Origin of the sequence: Anabaena sp. 4-3 (genome assembly GCF_001597745.1) — a bacterium.
Lineage (GTDB): Bacteria > Cyanobacteriota > Cyanobacteriia > Cyanobacteriales > Nostocaceae > Trichormus.
In genome coordinates this window covers 38,594-65,223 of record NZ_LUHJ01000017.1, presented here as the reverse complement: position 1 = coordinate 65,223, position 26,630 = coordinate 38,594, and the positions used below count along the sequence as shown (strand labels likewise).

Here is a 26,630-nt window from a genome sequence, read left to right as displayed (position 1 = left end):
GATTTGCTGAAGACGGCAACTAAATGACTGATGACACCACCTCGCCATCTTTCTGGGAGCTTTGCTGATGCTGATACACATCTACGCTTACCCAATCCAGAAATCAAATGAGTGGTCGAGTCAAATTTGTGCTGATTTTTACTTAAATATCCACTAAAGTTCTTCAACCCTAGCTATTTGCAGCCTTTTCTTGTAACTGTACATCCTGGTTAGGGGATGTACCCCAGGGCTGGTCTTTAGGTCAGGTTTGGCAGCCATGAAAAAAGTTGATGATTATGACCTTTTATCATAGCGTTTTTTCTCAGGTATGCACCAAACCTGAGAAATTAGCTAGCAACTTTCTGAGCCACCCAAAAGTAATTTTTTGTCAGAATGCCTAACATTGGCAATCTTGATGCTATATTAGTAAGTCTAGTAGTGTGTGTACATAATTAATAGTCTTTTTGGAATTGACTGTGGCGAATACAAAGTCTGCTCTCAAGCGCGCCAAAATCGCAGAACGCAATCGGCTGCGTAATAAAAACTACAAATCAGCAGTTAGAACGCTGATGAAAAAATACTTGCAAGCGGTAGAAGTTTATGCAGGTAATCCTACTCCAGAAGCACAACAGGAAGTACAAACAAGACTTTCTGAGGCTTACAGCAAAATCGATAAAGCTGTAAAGCGGGGTGTTCTGCATCCCAACAATGGGGCAAGGAAAAAGTCCAGAATGGCTCAAAAGCTCAAGCCACTCACCCAAACAGCATAAGCAGTGATTGGTTATTAGTCATTAACTAATGACTAATGACTAATGACTCATGACTAATGACCATGCAACTGATTGATACTCACGTACATCTCAATTTCGCAGCCTTCCAGGCAGATTTAACAGCAGTGCGATCGCGGTGGCAAGAAGCAGGAGTTGTACGTTTAGTACATTCCTGTGTCGAGCCATCAGAGTTTGCCAGTATTCAAGCCTTAGCCCACAAGTTTCCGGAAATCAGCTTTGCCGTAGGCTTGCATCCTTTAGACGCAGAAAAATGGCAGAGTCATACAGGTGAGGAAATATTATCCTTAGCGCGTTCTGATTCTCAGGTAGTGGCGATTGGTGAAATGGGGCTGGACTTTTATAAAGCCGATAACCATGAACAACAGCATCAGGTATTTGAGGCGCAATTAGCGATCGCCTCTGAACTCAACTTACCCGTAATTATTCACTGTCGGGATGCCGCAGTTGCAGTCAGAGACATCTTACAAAAATGGCAAGAGAGGACAAATCATCAACTTCGGGGGGTGATGCACTGTTGGGGAGGGACACCAGAAGAAACTCAATGGTTTATGGATTTAGGCTTTTATATTAGTTTTAGCGGTACTGTTACATTTAAGAACGCTAAAACAATACAAGCCTCAGCCCAGATAGTGAGCAGCGACCGCTTACTAATTGAAACCGATTGTCCGTTTTTGGCACCAGTTCCCAAACGGGGAGAAAAGCGGAATGAGCCAGCTTATGTGCGCCATGTAGCGGAGCAAATAGCCAAGCTAAGAGGAGAGACATTAGAGGCAATTTCCACTCAAACTACCCAAAATGCCTGCAAACTATTTGGTCTAGCACTATAAAGTTTGTCCGGTTATATTATAGGTTGCAGTTAAAAATAAACAGCTAGGAGGAAAAAATATGCTAAAATTAATGCCTCCAAAACATTTTGTGTGCGTCATAATGATAAAGGAAGGAACTGAAAACTCCTAAGCTTGATTTTGTACAGTTATCAACTTGACCCTCCTCACATCTCCACAAGCGGATGCTTTCAATGTTATGACAAAACCTGACAACCAACATTGAGAGCAATTCTGACTAAAACCACCGGCTTTGTAATTAACCTATAGAAAATTGTTAAAAGAAATTGTCTTGTGATCACAATCTTGCAAAATCAAGCCATTTTGACGAATAAACTCCAAAGAAAGCTTTTGCTCCTCAATCACAGGCTATCACCGTGAGTAGCAATGGTGTGTTTTAGACAAAATAACATCTGCGACAAGTACAAGTAGTTGAAGCACTGTTGGGAGGGGAAGTGAGTTAGTTAGACAAATTGGGGTAAGGGCAGATTTCCGATTACTGCTGTTAAGGAATCAATGACATAGCTGGATGATAGTAGCCGTGGCTGGCTATCAGGGGTGATCACCCCTTGTGAAAATCTCCCGCGCCAGATGCAATTGCTGCGTTTATCCACACTTGTAAATCATCAGGTGAGATTGAAGGAGAAGTTCCCAAACAGCTAAGGACACGGAAGCAAGACAACAAAAGTCATCCAACTGTGTCCTCTAAAAATTTAACCAGGTTGACAAAGGTAGAGGCATGACTAGCGAAAATTATATTGAACCCGCCTTTCTATTGCCCGACTTGATTGAAATCCAGCGTTCAAGCTTTCGCTGGTTTTTAGAAGAAGGGCTGATCGAAGAACTCAACTCCTTTAGTCCTATTACAGACTATACCGGCAAACTAGAACTGCATTTTTTAGGACAAAACTACAAACTTAAAGAACCAAAGTACAGCGTTGAAGAAGCCAAACGCCGGGATAGTACCTATGCTGTACAGATGTATGTTCCCACCCGCCTGTTAAATAAAGAAACAGGGGATATTAAAGAGCAAGAAGTATTTATTGGGGATCTGCCCTTGATGACAGATCGCGGCACCTTTATTATTAACGGAGCCGAGCGGGTAATTGTCAATCAAATCGTGCGATCGCCTGGAGTTTACTACAAATCCGAAATCGACAAAAACGGACGACGTACCTATTCTGCCAGCTTAATTCCCAACCGAGGAGCATGGCTGAAATTTGAAACCGACCGTAACGATTTAGTGTGGGTAAGGATAGATAAAACCCGTAAACTCTCAGCCCAAGTATTACTTAAAGCCCTAGGGTTATCAGATAACGAAATTTTTGATGCTCTTCGCCATCCCGAATACTTCCAAAAAACCATCGAGAAAGAAGGGCAGTTTTCCGAAGAAGAAGCCCTGATGGAGTTATACCGCAAACTCCGCCCCGGTGAACCACCAACCGTCTTAGGCGGACAACAACTGTTAGACTCCCGGTTCTTCGACCCCAAACGCTATGACTTAGGTCGGGTTGGCAGATACAAACTGAACAAAAAATTACGCCTATCCGTACCCGAAACAGTACGGATACTGACCCCTAGCGATATTTTGGCAGCAGTTGATTACCTGATCAACCTGGAATATGACATCGGTAGCGTAGATGACATCGACCACTTAGGCAACCGTCGCGTCAGAAGCGTCGGTGAGTTGTTGCAAAACCAAGTCCGGGTAGGGTTAAACCGCCTTGAAAGAATCATTCGGGAACGGATGACCGTATCCGACGCAGAAGTATTAACCCCTGCATCCTTGGTCAACCCCAAACCCTTGGTAGCAGCCATTAAAGAATTCTTTGGTTCCAGCCAATTAAGTCAGTTCATGGATCAAACAAATCCCTTAGCAGAACTGACCCACAAACGCCGTCTGTCAGCCCTTGGGCCTGGTGGTTTAACCCGTGAACGGGCAGGTTTTGCCGTGCGGGATATTCACCCCTCCCACTACGGACGTATCTGCCCCATCGAAACACCAGAAGGCCCCAACGCGGGTTTGATTGGTTCCTTAGCTACCCACGCACGAGTCAACCAGTACGGCTTCTTAGAAACACCCTTTAGACCAGTAGAAAACGGTCGGGTGATCTTTGACAAGCCAGCAGTCTACATGACCGCCGATGAAGAAGACGACCTACGGGTAGCACCAGGGGATATTCCCTTGGATGAAAATGGCTACATTCTGGGGCCACAAGTACCAGTCCGTTATCGCCAAGAATTCTCCACCACCACCCCAGAACAGGTAGACTACGTAGCCGTATCTCCGGTGCAGATTGTCTCCGTAGCTACAAGCATGATTCCCTTCTTGGAACATGACGACGCAAACCGTGCCCTCATGGGTTCCAACATGCAACGCCAAGCAGTACCCCTGCTGAAACCAGAGCGACCCTTAGTCGGTACTGGTTTAGAAGCCCAAGGTGCGAGAGACTCCGGGATGGTGATTATTTCCCGTACCGATGGCGAGGTAACTTATGCAGATGCCACAGAAATTCGGGTACGTCCCAAACCAAATTCATCAGAAATTAAGTATACCCTTTCCAAATACCAGCGTTCTAACCAAGATACCTGCTTGAACCAAAAGCCACTTGTACGCATTGGTGAACACGTAGTAGCGGGTCAGGTATTAGCTGATGGTTCTTCTACCGAAGGCGGAGAATTGGCACTTGGTCAGAATATTGTCGTGGCTTATATGCCGTGGGAAGGCTACAACTACGAAGACGCAATTTTAATTTCTGAACGCCTGGTACAAGATGATATTTACACCTCAATTCACATTGAAAAATATGAAATTGAGGCACGGCAGACCAAACTAGGGCCAGAAGAAATTACCAGAGAAATTCCCAACGTCGGGGAAGATGCCTTGCGTCAGTTAGATGAACAGGGGATCATTCGCATTGGGGCGTGGGTAGAATCTGGCGACATCTTAGTAGGTAAAGTCACACCCAAAGGTGAATCTGACCAACCCCCAGAAGAAAAACTGTTGCGGGCGATTTTCGGGGAAAAAGCACGGGATGTGAGAGATAATTCCCTGCGCGTACCCAACGGTGAAAAAGGTCGGGTAGTTGACGTGCGCTTGTTTACCCGTGAACAAGGTGATGAACTGCCACCGGGTGCGAACATGGTAGTCCGGGTGTATGTGGCGCAAAAGCGGAAAATCCAGGTAGGCGACAAAATGGCAGGTCGTCACGGGAATAAGGGGATTATTTCGCGGATACTGCCCATAGAAGATATGCCTTATCTGCCTGATGGTTCCCCTGTAGATATTGTCCTCAACCCTCTGGGTGTACCCAGCCGGATGAACGTCGGACAGGTATTTGAGTGTCTGTTAGGTTGGGCTGGCTATAACTTAGGAGTGCGGTTTAAGATTACCCCCTTCGATGAAATGTATGGGGAAGAATCATCTCGCCGCATTGTGCATGGCAAATTGCAAGAAGCACGGGATGAAACAGGTCGCAACTGGGTGTATAACCCCGATGACTCTGGCAAAATCATGGTATTTGATGGTCGGACTGGCGAACCATTCGACCGACCGGTGACCGTGGGTGTAGCTTATATGCTGAAACTGGTACACCTAGTAGACGATAAGATTCACGCTCGTTCTACTGGCCCGTACTCCTTAGTGACACAGCAACCCTTGGGTGGTAAAGCACAACAAGGTGGTCAGCGATTTGGGGAAATGGAAGTGTGGGCTTTGGAAGCCTTTGGTGCTGCTTACACCTTGCAAGAATTGTTGACAGTAAAATCCGACGATATGCAGGGACGAAATGAAGCCTTAAATGCGATCGTTAAAGGTAAGGCTATTCCCAGACCTGGCACACCAGAATCCTTTAAGGTGTTGATGCGCGAATTACAATCCTTGGGCTTAGATATTGCTGTGCATAAAGTAGAAACCCAAGCCGATGGTAGTTCCTTAGATGTGGAAGTTGATTTAATGGCAGACCAAGCCAACAGAAGAACACCACCTCGACCCACCTACGAATCTCTCTCCCGCGAATCCTTGGAAGACGAAGAATAGGTATTAGAGACTGGGGACTCTTGACTGGGGACTGGGAAATAATCCCCAGTACCCAATACCCAATCCCTAATACCCAACACCCAAAGTTCCAAAACTAAATACACTCAACACTCAGCACTGAAAGTATGAGACCTGCCCAAACTAATCAGTTTGACTACGTAAAAATCGGCTTGGCATCACCTGAACGTATTCGCCAGTGGGGTGAAAGAACATTACCCAATGGTCAGGTAGTCGGTGAAGTTACCAAACCAGAGACAATTAACTACCGTACCCTCAAGCCAGAGATGGATGGCTTATTTTGTGAGCGCATCTTTGGCCCCGCGAAAGATTGGGAATGTCACTGTGGTAAGTATAAAAGAGTCCGCCATAGAGGGATTGTTTGTGAGCGTTGTGGCGTAGAAGTTACCGAGTCACGGGTGCGTCGCCATCGCATGGGATACATCAAACTAGCTGCGCCAGTAGCCCACGTTTGGTATCTCAAAGGGATTCCTAGTTATATTTCCATCCTGCTAGATATGCCTTTGCGGGATGTGGAACAAATTGTATATTTCAACTCTTATGTTGTCCTTAGTCCCGGCAATGCGGAAACTTTAACCTATAAACAACTGCTGAGTGAAGACCAGTGGTTGGAAATTGAAGACCAAATTTATAGCGAAGATTCTCAGTTGCAAGGTGTAGAGGTAGGTATCGGTGCGGAAGCATTACTGCGCTTGCTGGCTGACATTAACTTAGAGCAAGAAGCCGAAAACCTCCGCGAAGAAATTGGTACTGCCAAAGGACAAAAGCGAGCAAAACTGATTAAACGCCTGCGGGTAATTGACAACTTCATTGCTACCGGTTCTAAGCCGGAGTGGATGGTGATGACAGTTATTCCCGTCATTCCTCCAGATTTGCGCCCAATGGTGCAGTTGGATGGTGGACGGTTTGCGACTAGCGATTTAAATGATTTATATCGTCGGGTAATTAACCGGAATAATCGTTTAGCACGACTGCAAGAAATTCTCGCACCGGAAATTATTGTGCGGAACGAAAAGCGGATGCTGCAAGAAGCGGTAGACGCTTTGATTGATAACGGTCGTCGGGGACGTACCGTGGTAGGGGCAAACAATCGACCCCTGAAGTCTTTGTCCGACATTATTGAAGGTAAACAAGGACGTTTCCGGCAAAACTTGTTGGGTAAACGGGTTGACTACTCTGGACGTTCCGTAATTGTCGTAGGGCCAAAGCTGAAGATTCACCAATGCGGTTTGCCCAGAGAAATGGCGATTGAGCTATTTCAACCATTTGTGATTAATCGCCTGATTCGCAGTGGCATGGTGAATAATATCAAAGCTGCGAAAAAATTAATTTCTCGTTCCGATCCAAGTGTTTGGGATGTTTTGGAAGAGGTGATTGAAGGACACCCCGTGATGCTCAACCGTGCGCCAACGCTGCACCGCTTGGGTATTCAGGCTTTTGAGCCGATTTTGGTAGAAGGGCGAGCAATTCAACTACATCCTTTGGTTTGTCCGGCGTTTAACGCTGACTTTGACGGTGACCAAATGGCGGTACACGTACCTTTGTCATTAGAAAGTCAGGCTGAGGCGCGGCTGTTGATGCTGGCTTCTAATAACATTTTGTCACCAGCCACAGGTAGACCGATTATTACACCTAGCCAAGATATGGTCTTGGGGGCATACTACCTAACTGCGGAGAATCCTGGTGCTACAAAGGGTGCAGGTAGGTATTTTGCATCGATGGAAGACGTAATTATGGCCTTCGAGCAAGAGCAAATCGACTTACACGCCTACGTTTACGTCCGCTTTGACGGGGAAGTAGAAACTTCTCAACCTGATACAGAACCCGTAGAGGTGAAAAATAACGAAGACGGTAGCCGGACTGTCATCTACAAATTCCGCCAAGTCAGAGAAGACGCTCAGGGCAACTTAATTTCTCAGTATATACGCACTACGCCGGGTCGCGTTATTTACAATAAAGCGATTCAGGAAGCACTTGCAAGTTAGGGAGTATAGGCAGGGGAGATGAGGGAGATGAGGGAGACAAGGAAGACAAGGAAGACAAGGAAGACAAGGAAGAATCTTCTGCCTTCTGCCCCAGTCCCCAGTCCCCAGTCCCCAATACCCAATACCCAATCCCCAATGACTAAGGACTAAAGACTAATGACTAACGAAAAGATGATTTTTCGCAATCGCGTCGTTGACAAAGGTCAACTGAGAAATTTGATCGCTTGGGCGTTCACTCATTACGGGACAGCGCGAACTGCTGTAATGGCGGATAAGTTGAAGGATTTAGGCTTTCGCTATGCTACCAGAGCTGGGGTTTCTATCAGTGTTGATGACTTGATGGTGCCACCAACTAAGCGGAGTCTTTTGGACGCAGCAGAAGAGGAAATTCGCGCTACAGAAGCCCGTTACCAACGGGGTGAAATTACTGAAGTAGAACGTTTCCAAAAGGTAATTGATACTTGGAACGGTACGAGTGAAGCGTTGAAAGATGAGGTAGTTACCCACTTTAAACAGACAAACCCCCTCAATTCTGTATACATGATGGCGTTTTCTGGGGCGCGGGGTAATATCTCTCAGGTGCGTCAGTTGGTGGGGATGCGGGGACTGATGGCAGATCCGCAAGGGGAAATTATTGACTTACCTATCAAAACTAACTTCCGGGAAGGTCTGACGGTAACAGAATATATTATTTCTTCTTACGGTGCGCGGAAAGGGTTGGTAGATACGGCGTTACGGACTGCCGACTCTGGTTATCTTACCCGTCGTCTGGTGGATGTTTCCCAGGATGTGATCATTCGGGAAATTGATTGTGGTACTACTAGAGGCATTCCTCTGCGGGCGATGACCGAAGGTAGTAAAACCCTGATCAAGTTGTCTACACGCTTGCTAGGACGGGTAGTGGGTGAAGATGTCATACATCCAACTACCAAGGAAGTGATTGCACCACGTAATACCCCAATTTCTGATGACTTAGCTAAGGAGATAGAGAAAGCTGGGGTAAAAGAAGTTGTAGTGCGATCGCCCCTCACCTGTGAAGCCGCCCGTTCCGTTTGCCAACACTGCTACGGCTGGAGTTTGGCACACGCCAAAATGGTAGACTTAGGCGAAGCCGTCGGTATCATCGCCGCCCAAAGTATTGGCGAACCTGGCACCCAGCTAACCATGCGGACATTCCACACCGGGGGTGTGTTCACCGGGGAAGTAGCTCAACAAGTACGTTCTAAAATTGATGGGACGGTAAAAATCCCCCGCAAATTGCGGACAAGACCCTATCGTACCCGTCACGGGGAAGATGCCTTGTATGTGGAAACCAATGGGACTCTGATTTTAGAACCACAGAAAGATGGTGCAGAAACACCAGTTAACCAAGAAATCCAAGTTACCCAAGGTTCCACACTCTATATATTTGATGGGCAGCAGGTAAAAATTGGTCAGTTATTGGCAGAGGTCGCCCTGGGTGGTCGTACTACCCGCGCCAACACAGAAAAAGCCGTCAAAGATGTGGCTTCTGACTTAGCTGGCGAAGTCAAGTTTGCGGAAGTAGTCCCCGAACAAAAAACCGACCGTCAAGGTAACACCACCACTACCGCCGCACGGGGTGGTTTGATTTGGATTTTGTCTGGGGAAGTTTACAACTTGCCACCAGGAGCAGAATTAGTAGTCAATAACGGCGACTCAGTAGCAACTAACGGCGTATTGGCAGAAACCAAATTAACCACCTTACACGGTGGTGTAGTGCGTTTACCAGAAGCTACCCCAGGTAAGAGTACCAGGGAAATTGAAATTATTACGGCTTCTGTAATTTTAGACCAAGCCACCGTCACCGTTCAAAGTTCCCAAGGGCGCAACAACTACCTAGTCACCACAGGTAATAACCAAGTATTTAACTTGCGGGCTACACCAGGCACAAAAGTGCAGAATGGTCAAGTAGTAGCGGAGTTGATTGATGACCGCTATCGCACTACCACAGGTGGATTACTGAAGTTTGCTGGCGTAGAAGTCCAGAAGAAAGGTAAAGCCAAACTGGGTTATGAAGTGGTACAGGGAGGTACACTGTTGTGGATTCCCGAAGAAACCCACGAAGTTAACAAAGACATCTCCTTGCTGTTGGTAGAAGATGGTCAGTATGTCGAAGCTGGTACTGAAGTCGTTAAAGACATCTTCTGTCAAAACAATGGTGTAGTTGAAGTCACCCAGAAAAACGATATTCTGCGAGAAGTCGTAATTAAGCCTGGTGAACTGCTAATGGTAGACGATCCAGAAGCAGTGATGGGACGAGATGACACATTTCTCCCCGCAGGTGAGGAATTGTTAGGGCGAGTCTTTAATGAACTGCGCTACATCCAGTATGTGGAGTCCCCAGAAGGCCCAGCATTGTTAAGCCGTCCCGTGGTAGAGTTTGCCGTCCCTGAGCATCCAGATGTGCCATCGACTACATCTGTGAGCCAACAGACCGGACGTTCTATTCAGATGCGGGCAGTACAGCGATTGCCTTATAAAGACTCTGAACGTGTCAAGTCTGTGGAAGGTGTGGAACTGCTACGCACCCAATTAGTCTTGGAAATTGAGCAGGAAGGCGAACAAGAACATAATGCTTCTCCGTTAGCCGCAGATATTGAATTAGTAGCGGATGCGGAGAATCCAGAAATTCAACGTTTACAACTGGTAATTCTGGAATCTTTAATCATTCGGCGCGATATTGCTGCTGATGCGACTCAAGGCAGTACCCAGACAGCTTTAGAAGTGAAAGAGGGAGACACGATCGCTCCTGGTGCAGTGGTGGCGCGTACCCAAATCTTATCTAAAGAAGGTGGGATTGTGCGCGGTCTGCAAAAAGGAACCGAAGCGGTGCGTCGCTGTTTAGTGCTGCGCCGCACTGACATGGCAACGCTGAATGTTAACGGCCAACCCACAGTCAAAGCAGGTAACTTGATCGTAGCAGGTGCAGAAATTGCCCCTGGTGTCTTCGCTGAAGAATCTGGGCAAGTGGTGTCAGTGAAAAATGCTAATGTTGAATCTGCTGCCAGTGAATCAGCACTGAGCACCCAAAACTATGCAGTTACTATCCGGGCTGGTCGTCCTTACCGAGTTAGCCCTGGGGCGGTGTTACAGGTAGAAGACGGCGATTTGGTACAACGGGGCGATAACTTAGTGTTGCTGGTGTTTGAACGGGCAAAAACTGGAGACATCATTCAAGGTTTGCCTCGGATTGAAGAACTGCTAGAAGCCCGCAAACCTAAAGAAGCCTGTATTTTGGCAAAACGGGGCGGGGAAGTGAAGGTGGTTTACGGTGATGGTGATGAAGCGATCGCTGTCAAAGTCATAGAGTCAAATGGTGTAGTCACCGACTACGCACTTGGCCCTGGTCAAAACCTCATCGTACCTGATGGTTCTCATGTATCAGCAGGGCAACCACTAACAGATGGCCCTTCTAATCCTCACGAAATTTTAGAAACTTTCTTCAGTCTGGGTTCAGACGAAGGTGTTTATGCCTGTGCCAGCCACGCCTTGCAAAAAGTACAGACATTCTTGGTGAATGAAGTCCAGATGGTTTATCAATCCCAAGGGATTGACATCGCTGACAAACACATCGAAGTGATTGTCCGCCAAATGACCAACAAAGTGCGGATTGATGATGGTGGTGACACCACTATGCTTCCCGGTGAGTTGGTGGAATTACGCCAAGTTGAGCAAGTAAATGAAGCTATGGCGATTACTGGCGGTGCTAGAGCGCAATACACCCCAGTATTGTTAGGGATTACCAAAGCATCCTTGAACACCGATAGCTTTATTTCTGCGGCATCCTTCCAAGAAACCACACGGGTTCTCACCGAAGCAGCCATTGAAGGTAAATCTGACTGGTTGCGTGGCTTAAAAGAAAACGTAATTATCGGACGTTTGATTCCGGCGGGTACTGGTTACAACACCTATGATGAACCCGGTATGATCGAAGACTATTCAACTCTAGATACCAGCAGTGTCTTAGATGAAACCGATGACCCACTGGATATGGTGCTAGATGACCGCACAGCTCGCGCCTATAATTTAGATGTTCCTTCTTTGGGAGACGGTGGATTTGGTAATCGGCGGTCAATTCTCGATGAGGATGATGATTTGATTGCAGATGAAATTCATGACCTCGTAGACGAAGAGGAAGAGGAAGACGAAGTTGACGACTACGAGGAAGATGACGAAGACGATTTCGATGATGAGTAATATCGAAAAGTCAAAGTGAAAATTGCAAAGGCAAAAGAATCAATTCTTTTGCCTTTTTTTATATCTATCTTTCTTAATTTTGAATGAGAGAATTTTGAATTCAGAGCGAAGCAACGTCACGATCCCCAGAAGGTCTTAAAATATTGTTAATTTCCCCCAAACCCCTTGACCTGCAAATTACAAGTATCACCCCAAAAAACTATGGCTATTGGCTACGTCGCGCTTGTACTCCACGCACATCTGCCTTTTGTTCGTCACCCAGAAAGTGATTATGTACTAGAAGAAGAATGGCTGTATGAAGCTATTACCGAAACATACATTCCCTTACTAAAAGTATTTGAAGGCTTAAAACGAGACGGCATCGACTTTAAAATCACCATGAGTATGACACCACCGCTAGTGTCGATGCTCCGTGACCCTTTGTTACAAGAACGCTATGATACTCACTTAGCCAAACTAGAAGAATTAGCAGAACTGGAAGCCGAGCGTAATGTCCACAATGGGCATATTCGTTACCTAGCCGAACACTACGCCACTGAGTTTAATGAAGCGCGTCAGATGTGGGAACGCTACAACGGTGATTTAGTAACGGCTTTTAAAGAGTTCCAAGATACTAACAATCTAGAAATTATCACCTGTGGTGCCACTCATGGCTATTTGCCATTGATGAAGATGTATCCGCAAGCTGTATGGGCGCAAATTCAGGTAGCTTGTGAACATTACGAAGAAACTTTTGGTCGTCCCCCTAAAGGTATTTGGTTGCCAGAATGCGCCTACTATGAAGGTTTAGAACGGATGCTGGCAGATGCGGGTTTGCGTTACTTCCTGACTGATGGACATGGTATTCTTTATGCTCGTCCTCGTCCCCGCTTTGGTACTTACGCGCCAATTTTTACTGAAACTGGTGTTGCGGCTTTTGGTCGTGATCATGAATCTTCACAACAGGTATGGTCTTCTGAGGTGGGCTATCCCGGTGCGGCGGAATATCGGGAATTTTATAAAGATTTGGGCTGGGAAGCTGAATATGAGTACATCAAGCCCTACATTATGCCCAACGGTCAACGTAAAAATACGGGGATTAAGTATCACAAAATTACTGGGCGTGGCTTAGGTTTATCCGATAAAGCACTCTATGACCCTTATTGGGCAAGAGAAAAGGCGGCAGAACACGCTGGTAATTTTATGTATAACCGCGAACGTCAGGTAGAGCATCTCTATGGCATTATGCAGCGTCCGCCAATTATTGTTTCGCCCTATGATGCTGAGTTGTTTGGGCATTGGTGGTATGAAGGGCCTTGGTTTATTGATTATCTCTTCCGCAAGTCTTGGTATGACCAAGGAACTTATACAATGACTCACTTGGCAGATTATTTACGGGCTGAACCGACTCAGCAAGTCTGTCGTCCTTCTCAGTCAAGTTGGGGTTATAAGGGTTTTCATGAGTATTGGTTAAATGATACCAATGCCTGGATTTACCCACATCTGCACAAAACTGCGGAACGGATGATTGAAATCTCTCGTTTAGAACCGGAGGATGAATTATCCTGGAAAGCACTCAATCAAGCGGCGCGTGAATTGCTGTTGGCTCAATCTTCTGACTGGGCGTTTATTATGCGGACAGGGACTATGGTTCCCTATGCAGTACGACGGACGCGATCGCACATCATGCGATTTAATAAACTTTATGAAGATATAAAAATCGGCAAGATTGATAGCGGTTGGCTAGAAAAAGTGGAATTAATGGATAATATTTTCCCCAATATTAACTATCGGGTTTATCGTCCTTTGTAATTAACATCTCACCTCAGTTTATTTTTTTCACAGATGAAAAGCTAAACCCCCAGTTATCAATACTGGGGTTTTGGCTGGCTTCTTGCTGATTTTACCAGTGCGTCGCCGCACCGGTGGGAAGCTGATATCTGATATCATGTTCATCTCTTGAGTTACAGTGATGAGCGCATCTGTGCAGAACCTAATGATCAATCTTTCATATCAGAAATTTTTACCTTTACATTTCTTTAGAAATACAGCAGGGAATAGGGAACTCTTAACAGGGAAAAGGTTTGAAACTCTCTTAGTATAAAGCTTTGTTCCTAAAATTTGTACCTGATTGACCCCAAATCTGCTGTATCTTCTCCAACTTAGAAGGCATCAAAAATTTAATCATCCTCTTCTGAATTTTGGATTTAACTTTTTTGGCAATCAAACCGTAAAAATAAGGATTTGAGTTGATTTTCTGGCAAAAGTGACAAAAGATGTTGATTACAAAAATTAACTTTTTTTGCTCGGCAGGGCTGTAGTCAGATTATTACAGTTTTTATTCATCAATATAGGTTTCGGCAAAGTTTTAGTATAATTAAAGCTAAATTAGTCTAAAAATTTAATTAAAACAATCCAAATTGACATTAACTCATGCTAATCTCTCTTTTTGAGAGATGCGTGATCAAGCAAATATTAATTTTTCGGGTGCGTTAAAACAAAGCGTAACGTACCAAAATCATCTGCTGCATTACGGCTGATTTCTATTATCAAAAACACTTATAGCTGTAGTCGGATAAGTTAGGAAATTTTGAAAGCGTGAATGCTAGGAATAGTAAGATTTTACCTCCAGCATAGCTGCCTCCTATCTTTTGCCTCCTGCTATAAATTCTGAAATAGCCGGAAGAAAATGCCAGTAAGTTTAAATCGGGAAAGTATTCTGGAGAATAGCTTATGGGGGAAATTCACTGTTCTGCGGACTGCCTGAAAACTGGATACACTCCTCTATTTACATCTTGCAGTAGTTGCTTGATTGCGCTGACAGGGTGGTGGGCATTGCCAACAATATAAAACTAAGGCTTTCAGCAAGTTACAAGCAATGCCCACCCGACAAAAATTATCATCAAGGAACAGGTGCCAGATGTGGGTAGAGATAAACAGCCAAAAATAGATTTTGAGGCAAATTGTTCACGATTAAGGAGAAAAGTTAAAGTAACGTCAAATTCATACCCAGCCATAAATGATGTTAGTCAAACAGGTTGAGAAACTCTGTAGTTGACGATAGAACTGATCAATTAAATCAAAACTTTTCATATTTCTTTTGTTCTGATTGTATTTAATATAAATCTATAATTTATGGACGTTCAAGAAGCCTTAGCCTTTGTTGACACTTTCATATTCCAGAAAAAAGGTAAGCATCTGAGTGATTTGCAAAGGCTGCTTCTGCATGCGTTTTGGTCAGAACCACATCTACGCTACAGTGACATTGCCGAAACCTATGGTTATTCAGTAAATTACCTTAAGCAAGATATTGGCCCTAAGTTATGGCAGTTGCTGTCGGAGGTGTGCGGTGAAAAAGTTAGTAAAACTAATTTTCGCTCGGCTTTAGAGAGACAATGGTATCAGGCTAGTGCAACTTCAGTTGTTGGGGAAAATGTCGCCCAGACAAATGTTAGTGATCAGGTGATGGCAACGCCAGACGCTTGGCGATCGCCAGATATAATTAACATCCCAGTCAGGGAGACGACAAGATACCAAGACTGGGGAGATGCACCTGATGTTTCTGTGTTCTACAATCGGACTGAAGAACTGGCTACCCTAGAACAATGGATAGTCAACGATGGCTGTCGTTTGGTGGTATTGCTGGGAATGGGAGGAATTGGCAAAACCCATCTCAGCGTCAAGTTAGCCGAACAAATTCAGCAACATTTTGAATATGTGATTTGGCGATCGCTTCTGCAAGCCCCTCCTTTACAACAATTGGTAATCAATCTCCTGCAATTTTTGACTCAAGGAGAGGAAAATAATTTACCCATCAGATTTGAGGCACAAATGTCTTATCTGATTCATATTCTGAAAACAAAAAGATGTTTGCTCATCTTAGATAATGCGGAAACAATTTTAAAAAGTGGTGTATTAGCAGGTCAATATCAAGAAGGCTATGAGGAGTATAGAACATTTTTTAAACGTATAGGAGAATGTCATCATAAAAGTTGCTTACTCCTGACTACCAGAGAAAAACCTAAAGAAATAGCCTTAATGAAAGGAGAAACCTTACCGGTTCGTTCTTTAAAATTAGGAGGATTAAATTTCCAAGCTGCGAGAAAACTCTTGCAATTAAGAGACGGATTTTTAGAATCTGAAGAATCTTACCAATTTTTAATCGAAAACTATGGAGGCAATCCTTTAGCGTTAAAAATTGTTTCGGCAATAGCAGCAGATTTATTTAATGGAAATATTTCGGAGTTTATTAGAAATAAATCATTAATTTTTGGAGAAATTAATAAAGTTTTAGAGGAGCAATTTAATCGACTACCATTGTCAGAAAAAAGCTTTTTATACTGGTTAATCATTGAACAGGAGCCTATTGATCAATCAGATTTGAGGTCGGGAATATTTGCGAATATATCAGATGGAATAATTATTGAAACTATTCAATCGCTTTTGCATCGGTCTTTTTTAGAAAAAAAGAACACAAATTTCTTTTTACAACCTGTTGTGAGAGAATATTTATGCAACAAACTAATTGATGAAATTTTTGCAGAAATTCAAAACGAAAAAATATTTTTATTAAATCAATACCCTTTACTGAAGTCAAGGTCTAAAGAATATCTCAAACAAGCTCAGATTAAGCAGATTATTAAACCTTTATTAGATAAGCTGTTAACTTGCTATAAAAGTAAAGAAAAAATCGAGTTGCAATTCCAAAATATTATTAATAAACTCAAAAATGACCCGACATTAGAGCCGGGTTATGCGGCTGGAAATATTATTAATATCTTATGTCAGATGCAAGTTGAGCTATCAGGCTATGACTTCTCAAATTTAACAATCTGGTCTGGCTGTTTACAACATACGAACTTACAAAATGTCAATTTTACCGATGCTGATCTGAGTCAGTCAGTATTTGCAAAACAGTTAGCCAGTATTTTATCTATAGCCTTTAGTCCTGATGGCAGATTACTAGCCACTGGAGATGTGAACGGGGAAATTTACTTATGGCAAATTACAGACGGTCAACCAATTCTCAATTGTCAAGGTCATGCAGGTTGGGTACATTCAATTGCGTTTAGTCCTGATGGAAAAACGCTTTGTAGTGCTAGCAGCGACCATACGATTAAATTATGGGATGTGTGGGATGGCAGCTGCTTGAAAACGCTTACAGGCCATCATCAGCGAGTGCGTTCCATCGCCTTTAGTCCCAATGGTAAACTGATAGCCAGTGGCGGCAGTGACGCAACAATCAGACTCTGGGATGTTAACACTGGTGAATGTCTCAAAGTGTTTTCAGGACATAACAGTTATGTTTGGTCTGTTGCTTTCTCCCCTGATGGCAGCATGATTGCGAGTGGGAGTGAAGATAGGAGTATTAAACTATGGGATGTAAATACAGGTGAATGTTACCACACACTATCAGCACATGAGCGTTGGGTGCGGACATTAGCCTTTAGTCCCGATGGTAAGTTGATAGCTAGTGGGAGTGGCGATCGCACCCTGAAAATTTGGGAAACCAGCACTGGCAAATGTGTGCGGACATTAACCGGACATACCCAAAGATTGCGGTCAGTCGCCTTTAGTCCCGATGGTAAACTCATAGCTAGTGGTAGTGGCGATCGCACCGTGAGACTTTGGAGTGTTGCTGACGGACAATGCCTAAAAACCCTACACGGCCACAACAGTCTTTTAACCTCAGTCGCCTTTACTCCCGATGGCACAATGTTAGCAACTGGCGGCGAAGATCGCTCAGTGCGACTGTGGGAAGTCAGCACAGGTAGCTGCATCGATATCTGGCAAGGTTACGGTAGTTGGATTCAATCAGTCGCCTTTAGTCCCGATGGCAAAACCCTAGCTAGTGGGAGTGAAGATAAAACCGTCCGATTATGGAATCTAGAAAAGGCTGATGCTGTCAACACTCCTGTGAGTTCAATCGTCTTAGAAGGACATCGGGGATGGGTTTGTTCTGTTGTCTTTAGTCCCGATGGCAAACATCTTGCCAGTGGCAGCAGTGATTATAGTGTCAAGCTTTGGGATGTCACTACAGGTCAATGCCTGAAAACATTGCAGGGACACACCCGTTGGATTGGTTCAGTGGCGTTTAGTCCTGATGGATTGGTGTTAGCCAGTTGCGGCGGCGACTACACTGTTAAATTATGGGATATGATTACAGGAAACTGCCTGAAAACTCTCCACGGACACGAGGGTTGGTTATGGTCTGTGCAATTTAGTCCTGATGGAGTCACCTTAGCTAGTGCTTCTGAAGACAAAACCATTAAAATCTGGGATGTTGCCACAGGTCAATGTATTAACACACTGGTAGGACATACTAGCTGGGTGCAAGGAATCTGTTTTAGTCCTGATGGCAAACTTTTAGCCAGTGCCAGTTGTGATTGTACTATTCGTCTGTGGGATGTCGCCACAGGAGAATGTTTAAAAACCTTACAGGGACACACCAGTTGGGTACAGTCAGTAGCATTCAGTCCCAATGGAGAAATTCTAGCCAGTGGTAGTTGCGACCAGACCGTGAAGTTTTGGAATATCAATACAGGTAAATGTCAGCAAACCATCCCAGCACATAAAAGTTGGGTGTGGTCTGTGGCATTTAGTCCCGATGGCGAGATTTTAGTAAGTGGCGGTCAAGATGAAACTATCCAACTGTGGGATATTCATACAGGAAAATGCCTAGAGATGTTGAGAACAAAACGACCCTATGAAGGAATGTGCATCAAAGGAGCAAAAGGTTTAATAGATGTACAACGAGAAGCCTTAAAATTTTTAGGCGCAGTCGATGAGAATGAGTAGGTTTGTTGATTTGATGCCGTACTGTGCGCTAACACACCCTACTGGACTTGGGTTAGTCCTAGAGAATTACTTATCTAGTTTGAAAAGGGTATTGCCCATCCGCATCATGAGTTTTCTGGTTTCGCTGGGTTGTTCTCTGTTGTCATTTCCATGATGCCATTGAGCGATTTCATGATTTAACACCTTCTTCAATACCTCACGGTAAGGAAATCTAAACCCAAGCGGATCAGAAATTAGTTCTTCGTCTGGTTTGATGATTCCTTGAGGAGTTGGTAAGTAGATTTTTTGAAACCTGCGATAATGACCGCCAAGATTAGCATAATCCCAACCTTTGAATCCTTGCAAAATTCCATAAAGACTGGAGGCTGTCATATAAGTAAAGAGATTTGCCAAAGGATTTCTACCTGCTTGAGCTTGAATATTGGTTTCTGAAAAATCAAAATTCCAAATCTTTGAGCCGTCGGGAAAGACTATTTCCAATTGATAAATCACTTGCCATCGACAATGCTCTATAAACAGAAAATTTCGATTTTTAGTGATCAATTCCGCTAGGTTAACACTAATTTCCTGCTCAATTGCCTGCTTCATCTCATCAAGATGATAGTTGTCGGGATTGCTATCTATCATTTGATTCCCGACTCGAACGGGTGCAAAATCTAAATCTTCTCGATGATCAGAAATTTTTTTGACAAATTTGCATTCACCTTTTAAATGATTAAATTCACCGTGTTCAAAACTTAAAACATCCCCAGGGTCTAAGGTAAATATATTGTCAACTATTTCTGGACAAACAATTTTTATATCCTCACAAAAACGTTCTCTCGTAACGGGAAATAAAATTTTATTCAGCCAAGCTGAATCCCCATTACATCTAAAAGCATTAGAACCAGGAGCAATTGCTTGCGGCTGAATTGTACTAATAGTCTCTAGAACCTTGCTATAGATTGAATAGGGAAAATTTAAACTCATGTTCAGTTGATAGTTCATCTCTAGCATGGGTTGCCACATGGCTAAGAGAAAATCTATCTTTTCATAGCGAGATTTAATCAAACGAATAGTATTCAAGCTAACGATTGTATCCACTTGATTCCAAAAAACTCCCGATTCGTCAGCAAAAATCACACCGTATTCAGGCACTCGGTTTTCTGAACGAGTGGTTAACAAACTTGTAGCACCAAATTTTACTTTATTAAAATCTTTTAAAGTATAAATATAGGAATATCCTAATTGACGCAGACAGTCTTCTATCAACTTGTCTTCGGGAATTAGCACATCAACATTTTTGGGTAAATAAGCGAGAGAGCGAATATGAAAGTGATCTAAATGTTGATGGGAAATAATTAGTAGATCAAATTCGGGAATGTTCTCATGAATTACTTCTCTTTCGGGACAAATATCAAATAAGCCTTCTTGGTGTGGGTTCCAGAGAACTGGATCCATTAAGATTCGACAATCTTGGGTGTTGACGAAAATAGAAGCGTGTCCAATAACATGAATTTCCATCTTCTTAAACAGTAGAATTAATTTTCTAATTTTTGAACTAATATTGCAGTAGCCAACTGAATGCGTTGATATTTTTTATACATTGCTTGAGAGTTTGATTCGTCTCCCATCTGGTGGTAAATTTTGGCGAGTACGTTCACAGGCGGACTAAATGCTGGCATCAGTTCGCTGACTTTCAAAAAATGCTGGCACGCCTGTTTTAAATCGCCCTGTTTGGCGTAGATTCTGCCGAGTAATGAATGCGCTCCACAGGCTGTCATCTCATCTTGTAATGCAGCATGAAGAAAACTGGCTGCACGTTGGGGATATCCTGCTTGCAGTAGCAAATTGCCTAGCCTGAAGTTGAGTTGGGGGTGGCGAGTGCTGATTTTCTTGTAAATTTGATGGTGCTTGAATACCTGGCGAAAATCCCCCAATTTGCTATACAACAGCCCTAATGTAAAGTGAGCGATCGCCAACTCTTGTTGATTCACTCCGCTTACTTCTAGTTGCTGTTCTAATTCTTCCAAGTTCTGCCGCTCAAATTTTAAGTCACGACTGGCTAATTCACTAATAGAACGCAAGACACTGTAACGATAATTAACATCTAAACTAGCCGCTTGCTTGTGATAATCTTGGGCTAGTTCATGATTGGATTCCGCTAGGCTCAGTAGGTAGTAAGTTGTAGCGCAGTCTGAGAATTGTTGTAATTCCTCAAGACAACCGGCGACAACAACCTCAGCTTCTCCATCTCGCAATTTTTTGTCCAAATCGAATAAGCGCGAGTAATGACTGGACTTTTGGCGATCGCCTTCCCATAAAGCCGCCAGATAGTCTGCAATAAAACGATAACGCAATGGTGTATAACCACTACTGACTGAACGAGTTAAGGTGACAAAATCCGACGTTAAAGGCAGCTTTTGCAAGCTAGTAAACACCTCTTGCGGATCGATCCAAGGTTCGTCCGCAGGTAATTCAATAAAATAGTCGATATCGATATCAATTAAACTGTCTTCTGGCAGCTGCAATTGAGTTAGATCACGATAATCGCAAATAACTACATCCAATCCCAACAGTTTCCCTTCTAAGATAGTACCGACTAGCTTAAAACTTGATAAATCTTCCAGGCTCACTCCTTCCATTGATTGCAACTTGCCCAGAATTTCTTTAATTTTTTGTTCTCGATTTTGTTCTTCGTTTTGAGGGGGACTCACCCAAATCAAACGGGAAATCATGCCCAAGCGGTAAGCCGGATATAAGAAATCTTCAATGCTATAGCTGTAACCGCGATCAGGCAACATGTGATGGGGTTTCTCATATTTAGCCAATTCATCAGCCGTTGTGCAATTTTCCAATGCTGCAATTCGCTGCTGGCTGACTAACTGAAGGTCTATATGTGCATCTAAATAAATTAAAGTTTTACCTTGAATCCTGCGCCGCTTCCACTCTGGTAATACAGCAGAATGCTCTTCAAATATGATAGGTTTCATTATTTCTTTATTTATTTTCTTGGTGTTATTTTAGTTAATCAACACTATAAGCGCATTCTAAATGTATTTTTTGCAAAGCAATATATATGTTAAAAAAAGTTTACGAAATCTATTAATAAACATCCTTCAAAATTAACCACCTGAACTTTCCATAACTTTTATTAACTGCAACAAAAAAATTGTATTTACATCCTGAACTTTTAAGAACTTATCTATATTGCGATGCTAGAACATCTAGATTATAAAAGAATTATGTCTGATTTTTGATGATTTGATTCAGCAAAAACATCCATCTGATTAACTAATTACTAGGAGAAATAAAATGTCTAAAGAAGCTCTTGTAAAAATGTTTGAAGCTGCTAAAGAAGATGCGGCTTTACAACAGCAACTAGAAAAAGCTGATGGATATGCAGAAGCTGTAAAAATCGGTGCTGAAAATGGCTTTAATTTTACTGAAGAAGAAGCACAAGCTTTCCTAGCTGAACGCGGCTTAATAGAAGGGCCAGAAGGAGAATTATCTGAAGAAGCCCTTGAAGCTGTTGCTGGTGGCTGGTTTGATAACTGGAGAGTCAGAATTCGTGGCGGTTCTGGTTGGTAGATCGTAGTTTCCACTGTTCTACAGCAGGTAAATTATGACTTGCTATAGTTCAATTCAGTTGGTTGGTGTTTGTTACTTGCGAGGTAAGTAATCAAATAGTCAACTTGAAGAGGGTATATGTTAATTTCATTCAATATACCCTTCCTCTTATCTATCGTAAAAATGAACCATTTAAATCAAAGTAACTTGTTTACTTAGTTATTATTTATTGCCTATGACTCTGTAACATGGTTATGATTATTGTTAATATTTGATTATATTAAAATCAGATTATTTTTTAATTTAAATAATTTTAATTAATCTTTAAAACTTAAACATTAGTGTGGAAAATAACCAAAATATCTGATTTTTTTGAGGAATAATATTAATGTCAAAAGAAGTTGTTGAGCAATTAATGCAAGCTGCTAGCCAAGATGTAGCGTTACAAAATAAACTGGAAATTGCACAAGGGTTTGCAGAAGTTGTTAAAATCGGTGCTGAGAGATGTTATCAGTTTACTCAAGAAGATGTGCAAGCTTTTCTGAATGAGCGTGGTATTCCTGTTGAAGAAAGTTCCGATGGTGAACTATCAGAAGAAATCCTTGATGCTGTTGCTGGTGGATGGTTTCAGAATTTGAGAATTAGGTATGGCAATAACCCACCAATTACAATCCGTCAGTGGTAGCAAAATATTTTTTCAGTTCTTTTGTAGGTAATCTGCTCAACTTCCTCTATTTATTGAAAACCAGGACAAATCAAATGTCTAAAGAATCTGTTGCACGCATGATAGAAACTGCTGGAGAAGATTTAGCTTTGCAAAAAAAGCTCGAAGCTGCACAAGGGTTTGCAGAAGTCGTTCAAATTGGGGCGGAAAAAGGATATCAGTTTACTGAAAAAGATGTACAAGCTTTTATGACTGAACGCGGTATTAATATCATAGACATCGTAGACGGTCAGGGGGAAGAACTATCAGAGGAAATGCTTGATGCTGTGGCTGGTGGCTCTTTTTGGGACGGAAAATGGACGGATAACGTGAGAATTAACCTTCGTGGTTGGTAATTTTGTTCAATATGATTGAGGTAATTTTACAATGTCGAAACAAGCGATCGCACAAATGATGCAATCCGCTAGTCAAGATAAAACCTTGCAACAGCAACTAGAACAGGCGGGCGGATTAGCAGAAGTGGTAAACATTGGTGCGGAAAAAGGCTATCAGTTTACTGAAGAAGATGTCCAAGCTTTTCTCTTGGAACATGGCATTAATTTTGATGATAGCGAAGAAGGTGAACTATCAGAGGCAGTCTTGGAAACTGTCGCTGGCGGTATGGTGATTAACTGGTGGTCGCCCAGGTTTAGAGGTTGGTAAAACCCTACTAATTCAATTAGTCAGGCCATCCTGTCGGTAATTTCAAACCCCTAATCATAGCACCCAGGCGATTGCCTAACGTTAACATAAGAACAAAAGATGGATGTACTGAAAGCTTGGCAAGAAATCCTCACAAAAGAGAATGTTTTCACAGACGAAGCAAATATTGCTGCTGTGCAGACAGCAACTTTTGCTACTAAACAGCGAGTGTTGGCGATTATTCGACCAGGCGATCGCGCCGAAGTTCAAGAATGCGTCAAAATTGCCAATCAATATCACACACCTATTTATCCTATTAGCCGGGGTAAAAATTGGGGCTTGGGTTCACGAGTTCCCGTTCAAGATAACTGTGTAGTGATGGATTTGAGCAGGTTAAATCGCATTATTGAATATAACGAAAAGCTGGCTTACATCACTGTAGAACCAGGAGTTACCTTTCAACAGGTATTTGAATATTTGCGCGATATTCAGTCCAACTTATTTATATCTGTAATTGGCGGTTCTCCCCATGCTAGCTTAATCGGAAATGCCTTGGAAAGAGGAGATGGTATTGGGCCGAATGGCGATCGCGCCAGTTATGTTTGCGGTTTTGAAGTAGTTTTACCCACAGGAGAACTGATTCATACTGGATTTGGACGTTTTGCTCATGCCAAAACTACACCTGTGAGTCGTTGGGGAGTAGGGCCTTCCCTAGATGGTATATTTGCCCAATCTAATTGGGGCATAGTCACCCAAATGACAGTTTGGTTAACACCCCTACCCAAATATTATCAATCTTTTAATTGTGTCGTTAAAGATGATGATTCTTTAGAGAAAGTCCTCGATATCATTCAGCAATTAATGCTGCAAGGTACAATTCAGGAAAACTGTTTTAATCTTTGGAATTGCTACAAAGTTTTAGCCAGAGAAGGGCGATATCCTTGGCAACTTTTAGGAGGAAAAACCCCTTTTTCTCTGAAAGAATTAAAAGGTGTTGAACCTTGGATAGGAAGTGGAGATTTATATTGCGCCAGTCGCGAACAAGCATTCGCATTACAGCAGATAATTGAAGAAGCATTCGCCGGAAAAGTAGCTCCAGTAACTTTTAGAGGACACGATGCTAGTAATGAACTATTAAATTTAAGTATTGGGGTTCCCAGTAATTTAAATGTCAAAAGCACTTATTGGCGCAAGAAAATCAAAATACCTAACAATATCGATCCTGATAGAGATGCTTGTGGTGTACATTGGCTTTGTCCATTATTTCCTTTTGATGGACAGCAAATTGTTGCCGCCTTAAAAACAATTGAATCAACAATTAAATCCTTTGGATTTGAGCCAAACATTGCCATCAGTTGTTCAACAAGTAGAAGTGTCAAAATGTTTATCGCTATCATGTATGATCGCGAGCAACCTGAAGAAGATGATCGAGCAATGTCATGCCACAATCAAATTTTACAATTCTTATTGCAATCAGGATATATTCCTTATCGGTTAGGGATTCAATCAATGAATTCTCTCCCCTCGCCAGCAGATGATTATAATCAATTAATTAGCCAATTGAAACAGCAACTAGATCCTAATAATATCCTTGCTCCTGGCCGATACGATTTTAGAAACAATTTTGAAAAATATTAATTAACTAACAACTGCCAAACTTTTCATTTTTGGATGATAAAATACCATGAAAATAGCCGTTATTGGTGGTGGTACAGCAGGATATATCGCTGCATCACACATCAGCAAACATTTTCCTCAGTTTGACTTATATCATATTTATGACTCGACTATCCCTAGCATTGGGGTAGGTGAAGGCACAACACCTTACTTTTTAACTTGGTTAGATAAAATTACTAATTTGAGCTATGAACAACTAGAAAAAAGATGTCATATTACTCGAAAATTTGGCATTAGCTTTGAGAATTGGGGAGTTGAACACGAAAAATTTTTCCATCACTTTTATCCCGTCGGACAAGGATATGCCTATCATATTTCTGCCGTGGAAATCGTTAATCTTCTTAAAGAACATGTTTGTGCGACAGAAATTGATTCCAATGTAATAGATTTACAAAGCAACGGAATATCAGTCAAGATTATATTAGCAAATAATACTAATCTAGAAGTTGACCTAGCAATTGACGCGCGAGGATTTCCTCAATCTTTTGATGAAAATTACATTAAACTGTCTTGGATACCTACTAATAGAGCTTTAATTCGTCAAGTTCCGGGAATTGATGATCATACTATTGATCTAAAAATTGGCAGCCATGCGGTCAAGTATCAAACAGCTACTAGAAGTATAGCTCGACCTCATGGTTGGATTTTTACCATTCCCCTAACCAATCGCACATCTTATGGTTACATTTACAATCGTGATATTAGTTCAGTCAGTGAAATAGAAACAGATTTTGATAAATTCTTTCAGGCAGAAGGAATTACCTATAATGGTCAAGCTAAACAGGTAAATTTCCCGAATTTTACTGTACGTAATTGTTTTGACGGCGCACTTTTTAAGATTGGTAATAGTGCTTCGTTTCTCGAACCTTTAGAAGCAACAGCTATTGGCTGTATTCTCAAACAGGTTGAAGCCATATCTCATTGGGTGCTTCGGTCTTTTGCTAAACTCGAAAAAAGAGAAAGATTAGATGAAAGCCAACTGATAATTTTCAATCAATACTTTCTGAATTATGTTTATAAGATGTCTCTGTTTGTTGGCTGGCATTATGCAATGGGGTCTCGCTTCAATACAAAATTTTGGGAATTTGCCGAAGCTAATTTTTATCAAGAAATAGAAAATTTGGAGAATAAAACACTATTAGAAAAATTTTATAGTGTTTTAGAATTAGCACAGCGATCGCCTCATCCAATTGACAATTTTCTAGAATTCTCATCAACAGTAGCAGAGACAGAAACCAACATTGTCACCGCTCTCATCAAAGGAGTTGCCAAATTATACGGTCAGTGGACTCAGCCAAGTTTTACCGAAGTCGGATATGGCATCGGATATTTTTCCTAAGGAGTCTACATAACCTCGTTATAACCCCCGCGTGAATGCGGGGGATTTACGCCTGATGACTTTTAACTATGACAAGCAGTTTTAGTCCT

The 26,630-nt window shown here is 42.5% G+C and carries 15 protein-coding genes; 13 read left to right on the top strand and 2 right to left on the bottom strand.

Annotated features, from left to right (window positions below; genetic code table 11):
- Positions 1-455 precede the first annotated feature (455 nt).
- The 7 genes from rpsT (at position 456) to A3775_RS04725 (ending at position 18,631) form a co-directional block, all read left to right on the top strand.
- Positions 456-749: a 30S ribosomal protein S20 gene (rpsT, locus tag A3775_RS04755; protein ID WP_066384578.1), complete on the top strand. Its 294-nt coding sequence runs from the start codon at positions 456-458 to the stop codon at positions 747-749.
- Positions 750-811: 62 nt separating this feature from the next.
- Positions 812-1,597 (top strand): TatD family hydrolase, encoded by a 786-nt coding sequence (locus A3775_RS04750; RefSeq protein WP_066384580.1) that lies wholly within the window; start codon positions 812-814, stop codon positions 1,595-1,597.
- 736 nt (positions 1,598-2,333) lie between these two features.
- On the top strand, positions 2,334-5,633 hold the full coding sequence (gene rpoB, locus A3775_RS04745) for a DNA-directed RNA polymerase subunit beta (RefSeq protein ID WP_066384582.1): 3,300 nt from the start codon (positions 2,334-2,336) through the stop codon (positions 5,631-5,633).
- A gap of 125 nt (positions 5,634-5,758) precedes the next feature.
- A complete protein-coding gene (locus tag A3775_RS04740; RefSeq protein ID WP_066384586.1) occupies positions 5,759-7,636 on the top strand; it encodes a DNA-directed RNA polymerase subunit gamma in 1,878 nt (625 codons plus the stop codon).
- 156 nt (positions 7,637-7,792) lie between these two features.
- Entirely contained in the window at positions 7,793-11,854 is a 4,062-nt protein-coding gene (locus tag A3775_RS04735; RefSeq protein WP_066384589.1) for a DNA-directed RNA polymerase subunit beta'', read from the top strand.
- A gap of 201 nt (positions 11,855-12,055) precedes the next feature.
- The gene (locus A3775_RS04730; RefSeq protein WP_066384595.1) at positions 12,056-13,645 is read left to right on the top strand and encodes a glycoside hydrolase family 57 protein; all 1,590 of its coding nucleotides are present in this window, start codon (positions 12,056-12,058) and stop codon (positions 13,643-13,645) included.
- A gap of 1,323 nt (positions 13,646-14,968) precedes the next feature.
- Positions 14,969-18,631 carry an NB-ARC domain-containing protein gene (locus tag A3775_RS04725; protein WP_066424077.1) on the top strand — a complete coding sequence of 1,221 codons (3,663 nt, stop codon included), beginning with the start codon at positions 14,969-14,971 and terminating at the stop codon, positions 18,629-18,631.
- 66 nt (positions 18,632-18,697) lie between these two features.
- Here the strand turns inward: A3775_RS04725 and A3775_RS04720 are convergent, their stop codons facing one another.
- Complete coding sequence (locus A3775_RS04720) at positions 18,698-20,134, bottom strand: MBL fold metallo-hydrolase (RefSeq protein ID WP_066424076.1); 1,437 nt, start codon at positions 20,132-20,134, stop codon at positions 18,698-18,700.
- Between the two features lie 17 nt (positions 20,135-20,151).
- Entirely contained in the window at positions 20,152-21,603 is a 1,452-nt protein-coding gene (locus tag A3775_RS04715; protein ID WP_066384601.1) for a UPF0489 family protein, read from the bottom strand.
- Positions 21,604-21,925: 322 nt separating this feature from the next.
- Between A3775_RS04715 and A3775_RS04710 the strand changes: the two genes are divergently transcribed.
- From A3775_RS04710 to A3775_RS04685, 6 genes are all read left to right on the top strand, one after another.
- On the top strand, positions 21,926-22,201 hold the full coding sequence (locus A3775_RS04710; RefSeq protein WP_066384604.1) for a Nif11-like leader peptide family natural product precursor: 276 nt from the start codon (positions 21,926-21,928) through the stop codon (positions 22,199-22,201).
- 367 nt (positions 22,202-22,568) lie between these two features.
- Positions 22,569-22,865 (top strand): Nif11-like leader peptide family natural product precursor, encoded by a 297-nt coding sequence (locus A3775_RS04705; protein ID WP_066424072.1) that lies wholly within the window; start codon positions 22,569-22,571, stop codon positions 22,863-22,865.
- A gap of 74 nt (positions 22,866-22,939) precedes the next feature.
- Complete coding sequence (locus A3775_RS04700; protein ID WP_156481566.1) at positions 22,940-23,239, top strand: Nif11-like leader peptide family natural product precursor; 300 nt, start codon at positions 22,940-22,942, stop codon at positions 23,237-23,239.
- A 31-nt stretch (positions 23,240-23,270) separates the two neighbouring features.
- Positions 23,271-23,546: a Nif11-like leader peptide family natural product precursor gene (locus A3775_RS04695; RefSeq protein WP_066384610.1), complete on the top strand. Its 276-nt coding sequence runs from the start codon at positions 23,271-23,273 to the stop codon at positions 23,544-23,546.
- Positions 23,547-23,645: 99 nt separating this feature from the next.
- A complete protein-coding gene (locus A3775_RS04690; RefSeq protein WP_066384612.1) occupies positions 23,646-25,163 on the top strand; it encodes an FAD-binding oxidoreductase in 1,518 nt (505 codons plus the stop codon).
- A gap of 46 nt (positions 25,164-25,209) precedes the next feature.
- A complete protein-coding gene (locus tag A3775_RS04685) occupies positions 25,210-26,541 on the top strand; it encodes a tryptophan 7-halogenase (protein WP_066384615.1) in 1,332 nt (443 codons plus the stop codon).
- Positions 26,542-26,630 lie beyond the last annotated feature (89 nt).

Bases quoted from the DNA above. Each gene is read 5' to 3' on its own strand.
- A3775_RS04750 (WP_066384580.1), top strand. From the start codon at position 812: ATGCAACTGATTGATACTCACGTACATCTCAATTTCGCAGCCTTCCAG.
- rpoB (WP_066384582.1), top strand. From the start codon at position 2,334: ATGACTAGCGAAAATTATATTGAACCCGCCTTTCTATTGCCCGACTTG.
- A3775_RS04740 (WP_066384586.1), top strand. From the start codon at position 5,759: ATGAGACCTGCCCAAACTAATCAGTTTGACTACGTAAAAATCGGCTTG.
- A3775_RS04735 (WP_066384589.1), top strand. From the start codon at position 7,793: ATGACTAACGAAAAGATGATTTTTCGCAATCGCGTCGTTGACAAAGGT.
- A3775_RS04730 (WP_066384595.1), top strand. From the start codon at position 12,056: ATGGCTATTGGCTACGTCGCGCTTGTACTCCACGCACATCTGCCTTTT.
- A3775_RS04725 (WP_066424077.1), top strand. From the start codon at position 14,969: ATGGACGTTCAAGAAGCCTTAGCCTTTGTTGACACTTTCATATTCCAG.
- A3775_RS04720 (WP_066424076.1), bottom strand. From the start codon at position 20,134: ATGGAAATTCATGTTATTGGACACGCTTCTATTTTCGTCAACACCCAA.
- A3775_RS04715 (WP_066384601.1), bottom strand. From the start codon at position 21,603: ATGAAACCTATCATATTTGAAGAGCATTCTGCTGTATTACCAGAGTGG.
- A3775_RS04710 (WP_066384604.1), top strand. From the start codon at position 21,926: ATGTCTAAAGAAGCTCTTGTAAAAATGTTTGAAGCTGCTAAAGAAGAT.
- A3775_RS04705 (WP_066424072.1), top strand. From the start codon at position 22,569: ATGTCAAAAGAAGTTGTTGAGCAATTAATGCAAGCTGCTAGCCAAGAT.
- A3775_RS04700 (WP_156481566.1), top strand. From the start codon at position 22,940: ATGTCTAAAGAATCTGTTGCACGCATGATAGAAACTGCTGGAGAAGAT.
- A3775_RS04695 (WP_066384610.1), top strand. From the start codon at position 23,271: ATGTCGAAACAAGCGATCGCACAAATGATGCAATCCGCTAGTCAAGAT.
- A3775_RS04690 (WP_066384612.1), top strand. From the start codon at position 23,646: ATGGATGTACTGAAAGCTTGGCAAGAAATCCTCACAAAAGAGAATGTT.
- A3775_RS04685 (WP_066384615.1), top strand. From the start codon at position 25,210: ATGAAAATAGCCGTTATTGGTGGTGGTACAGCAGGATATATCGCTGCA.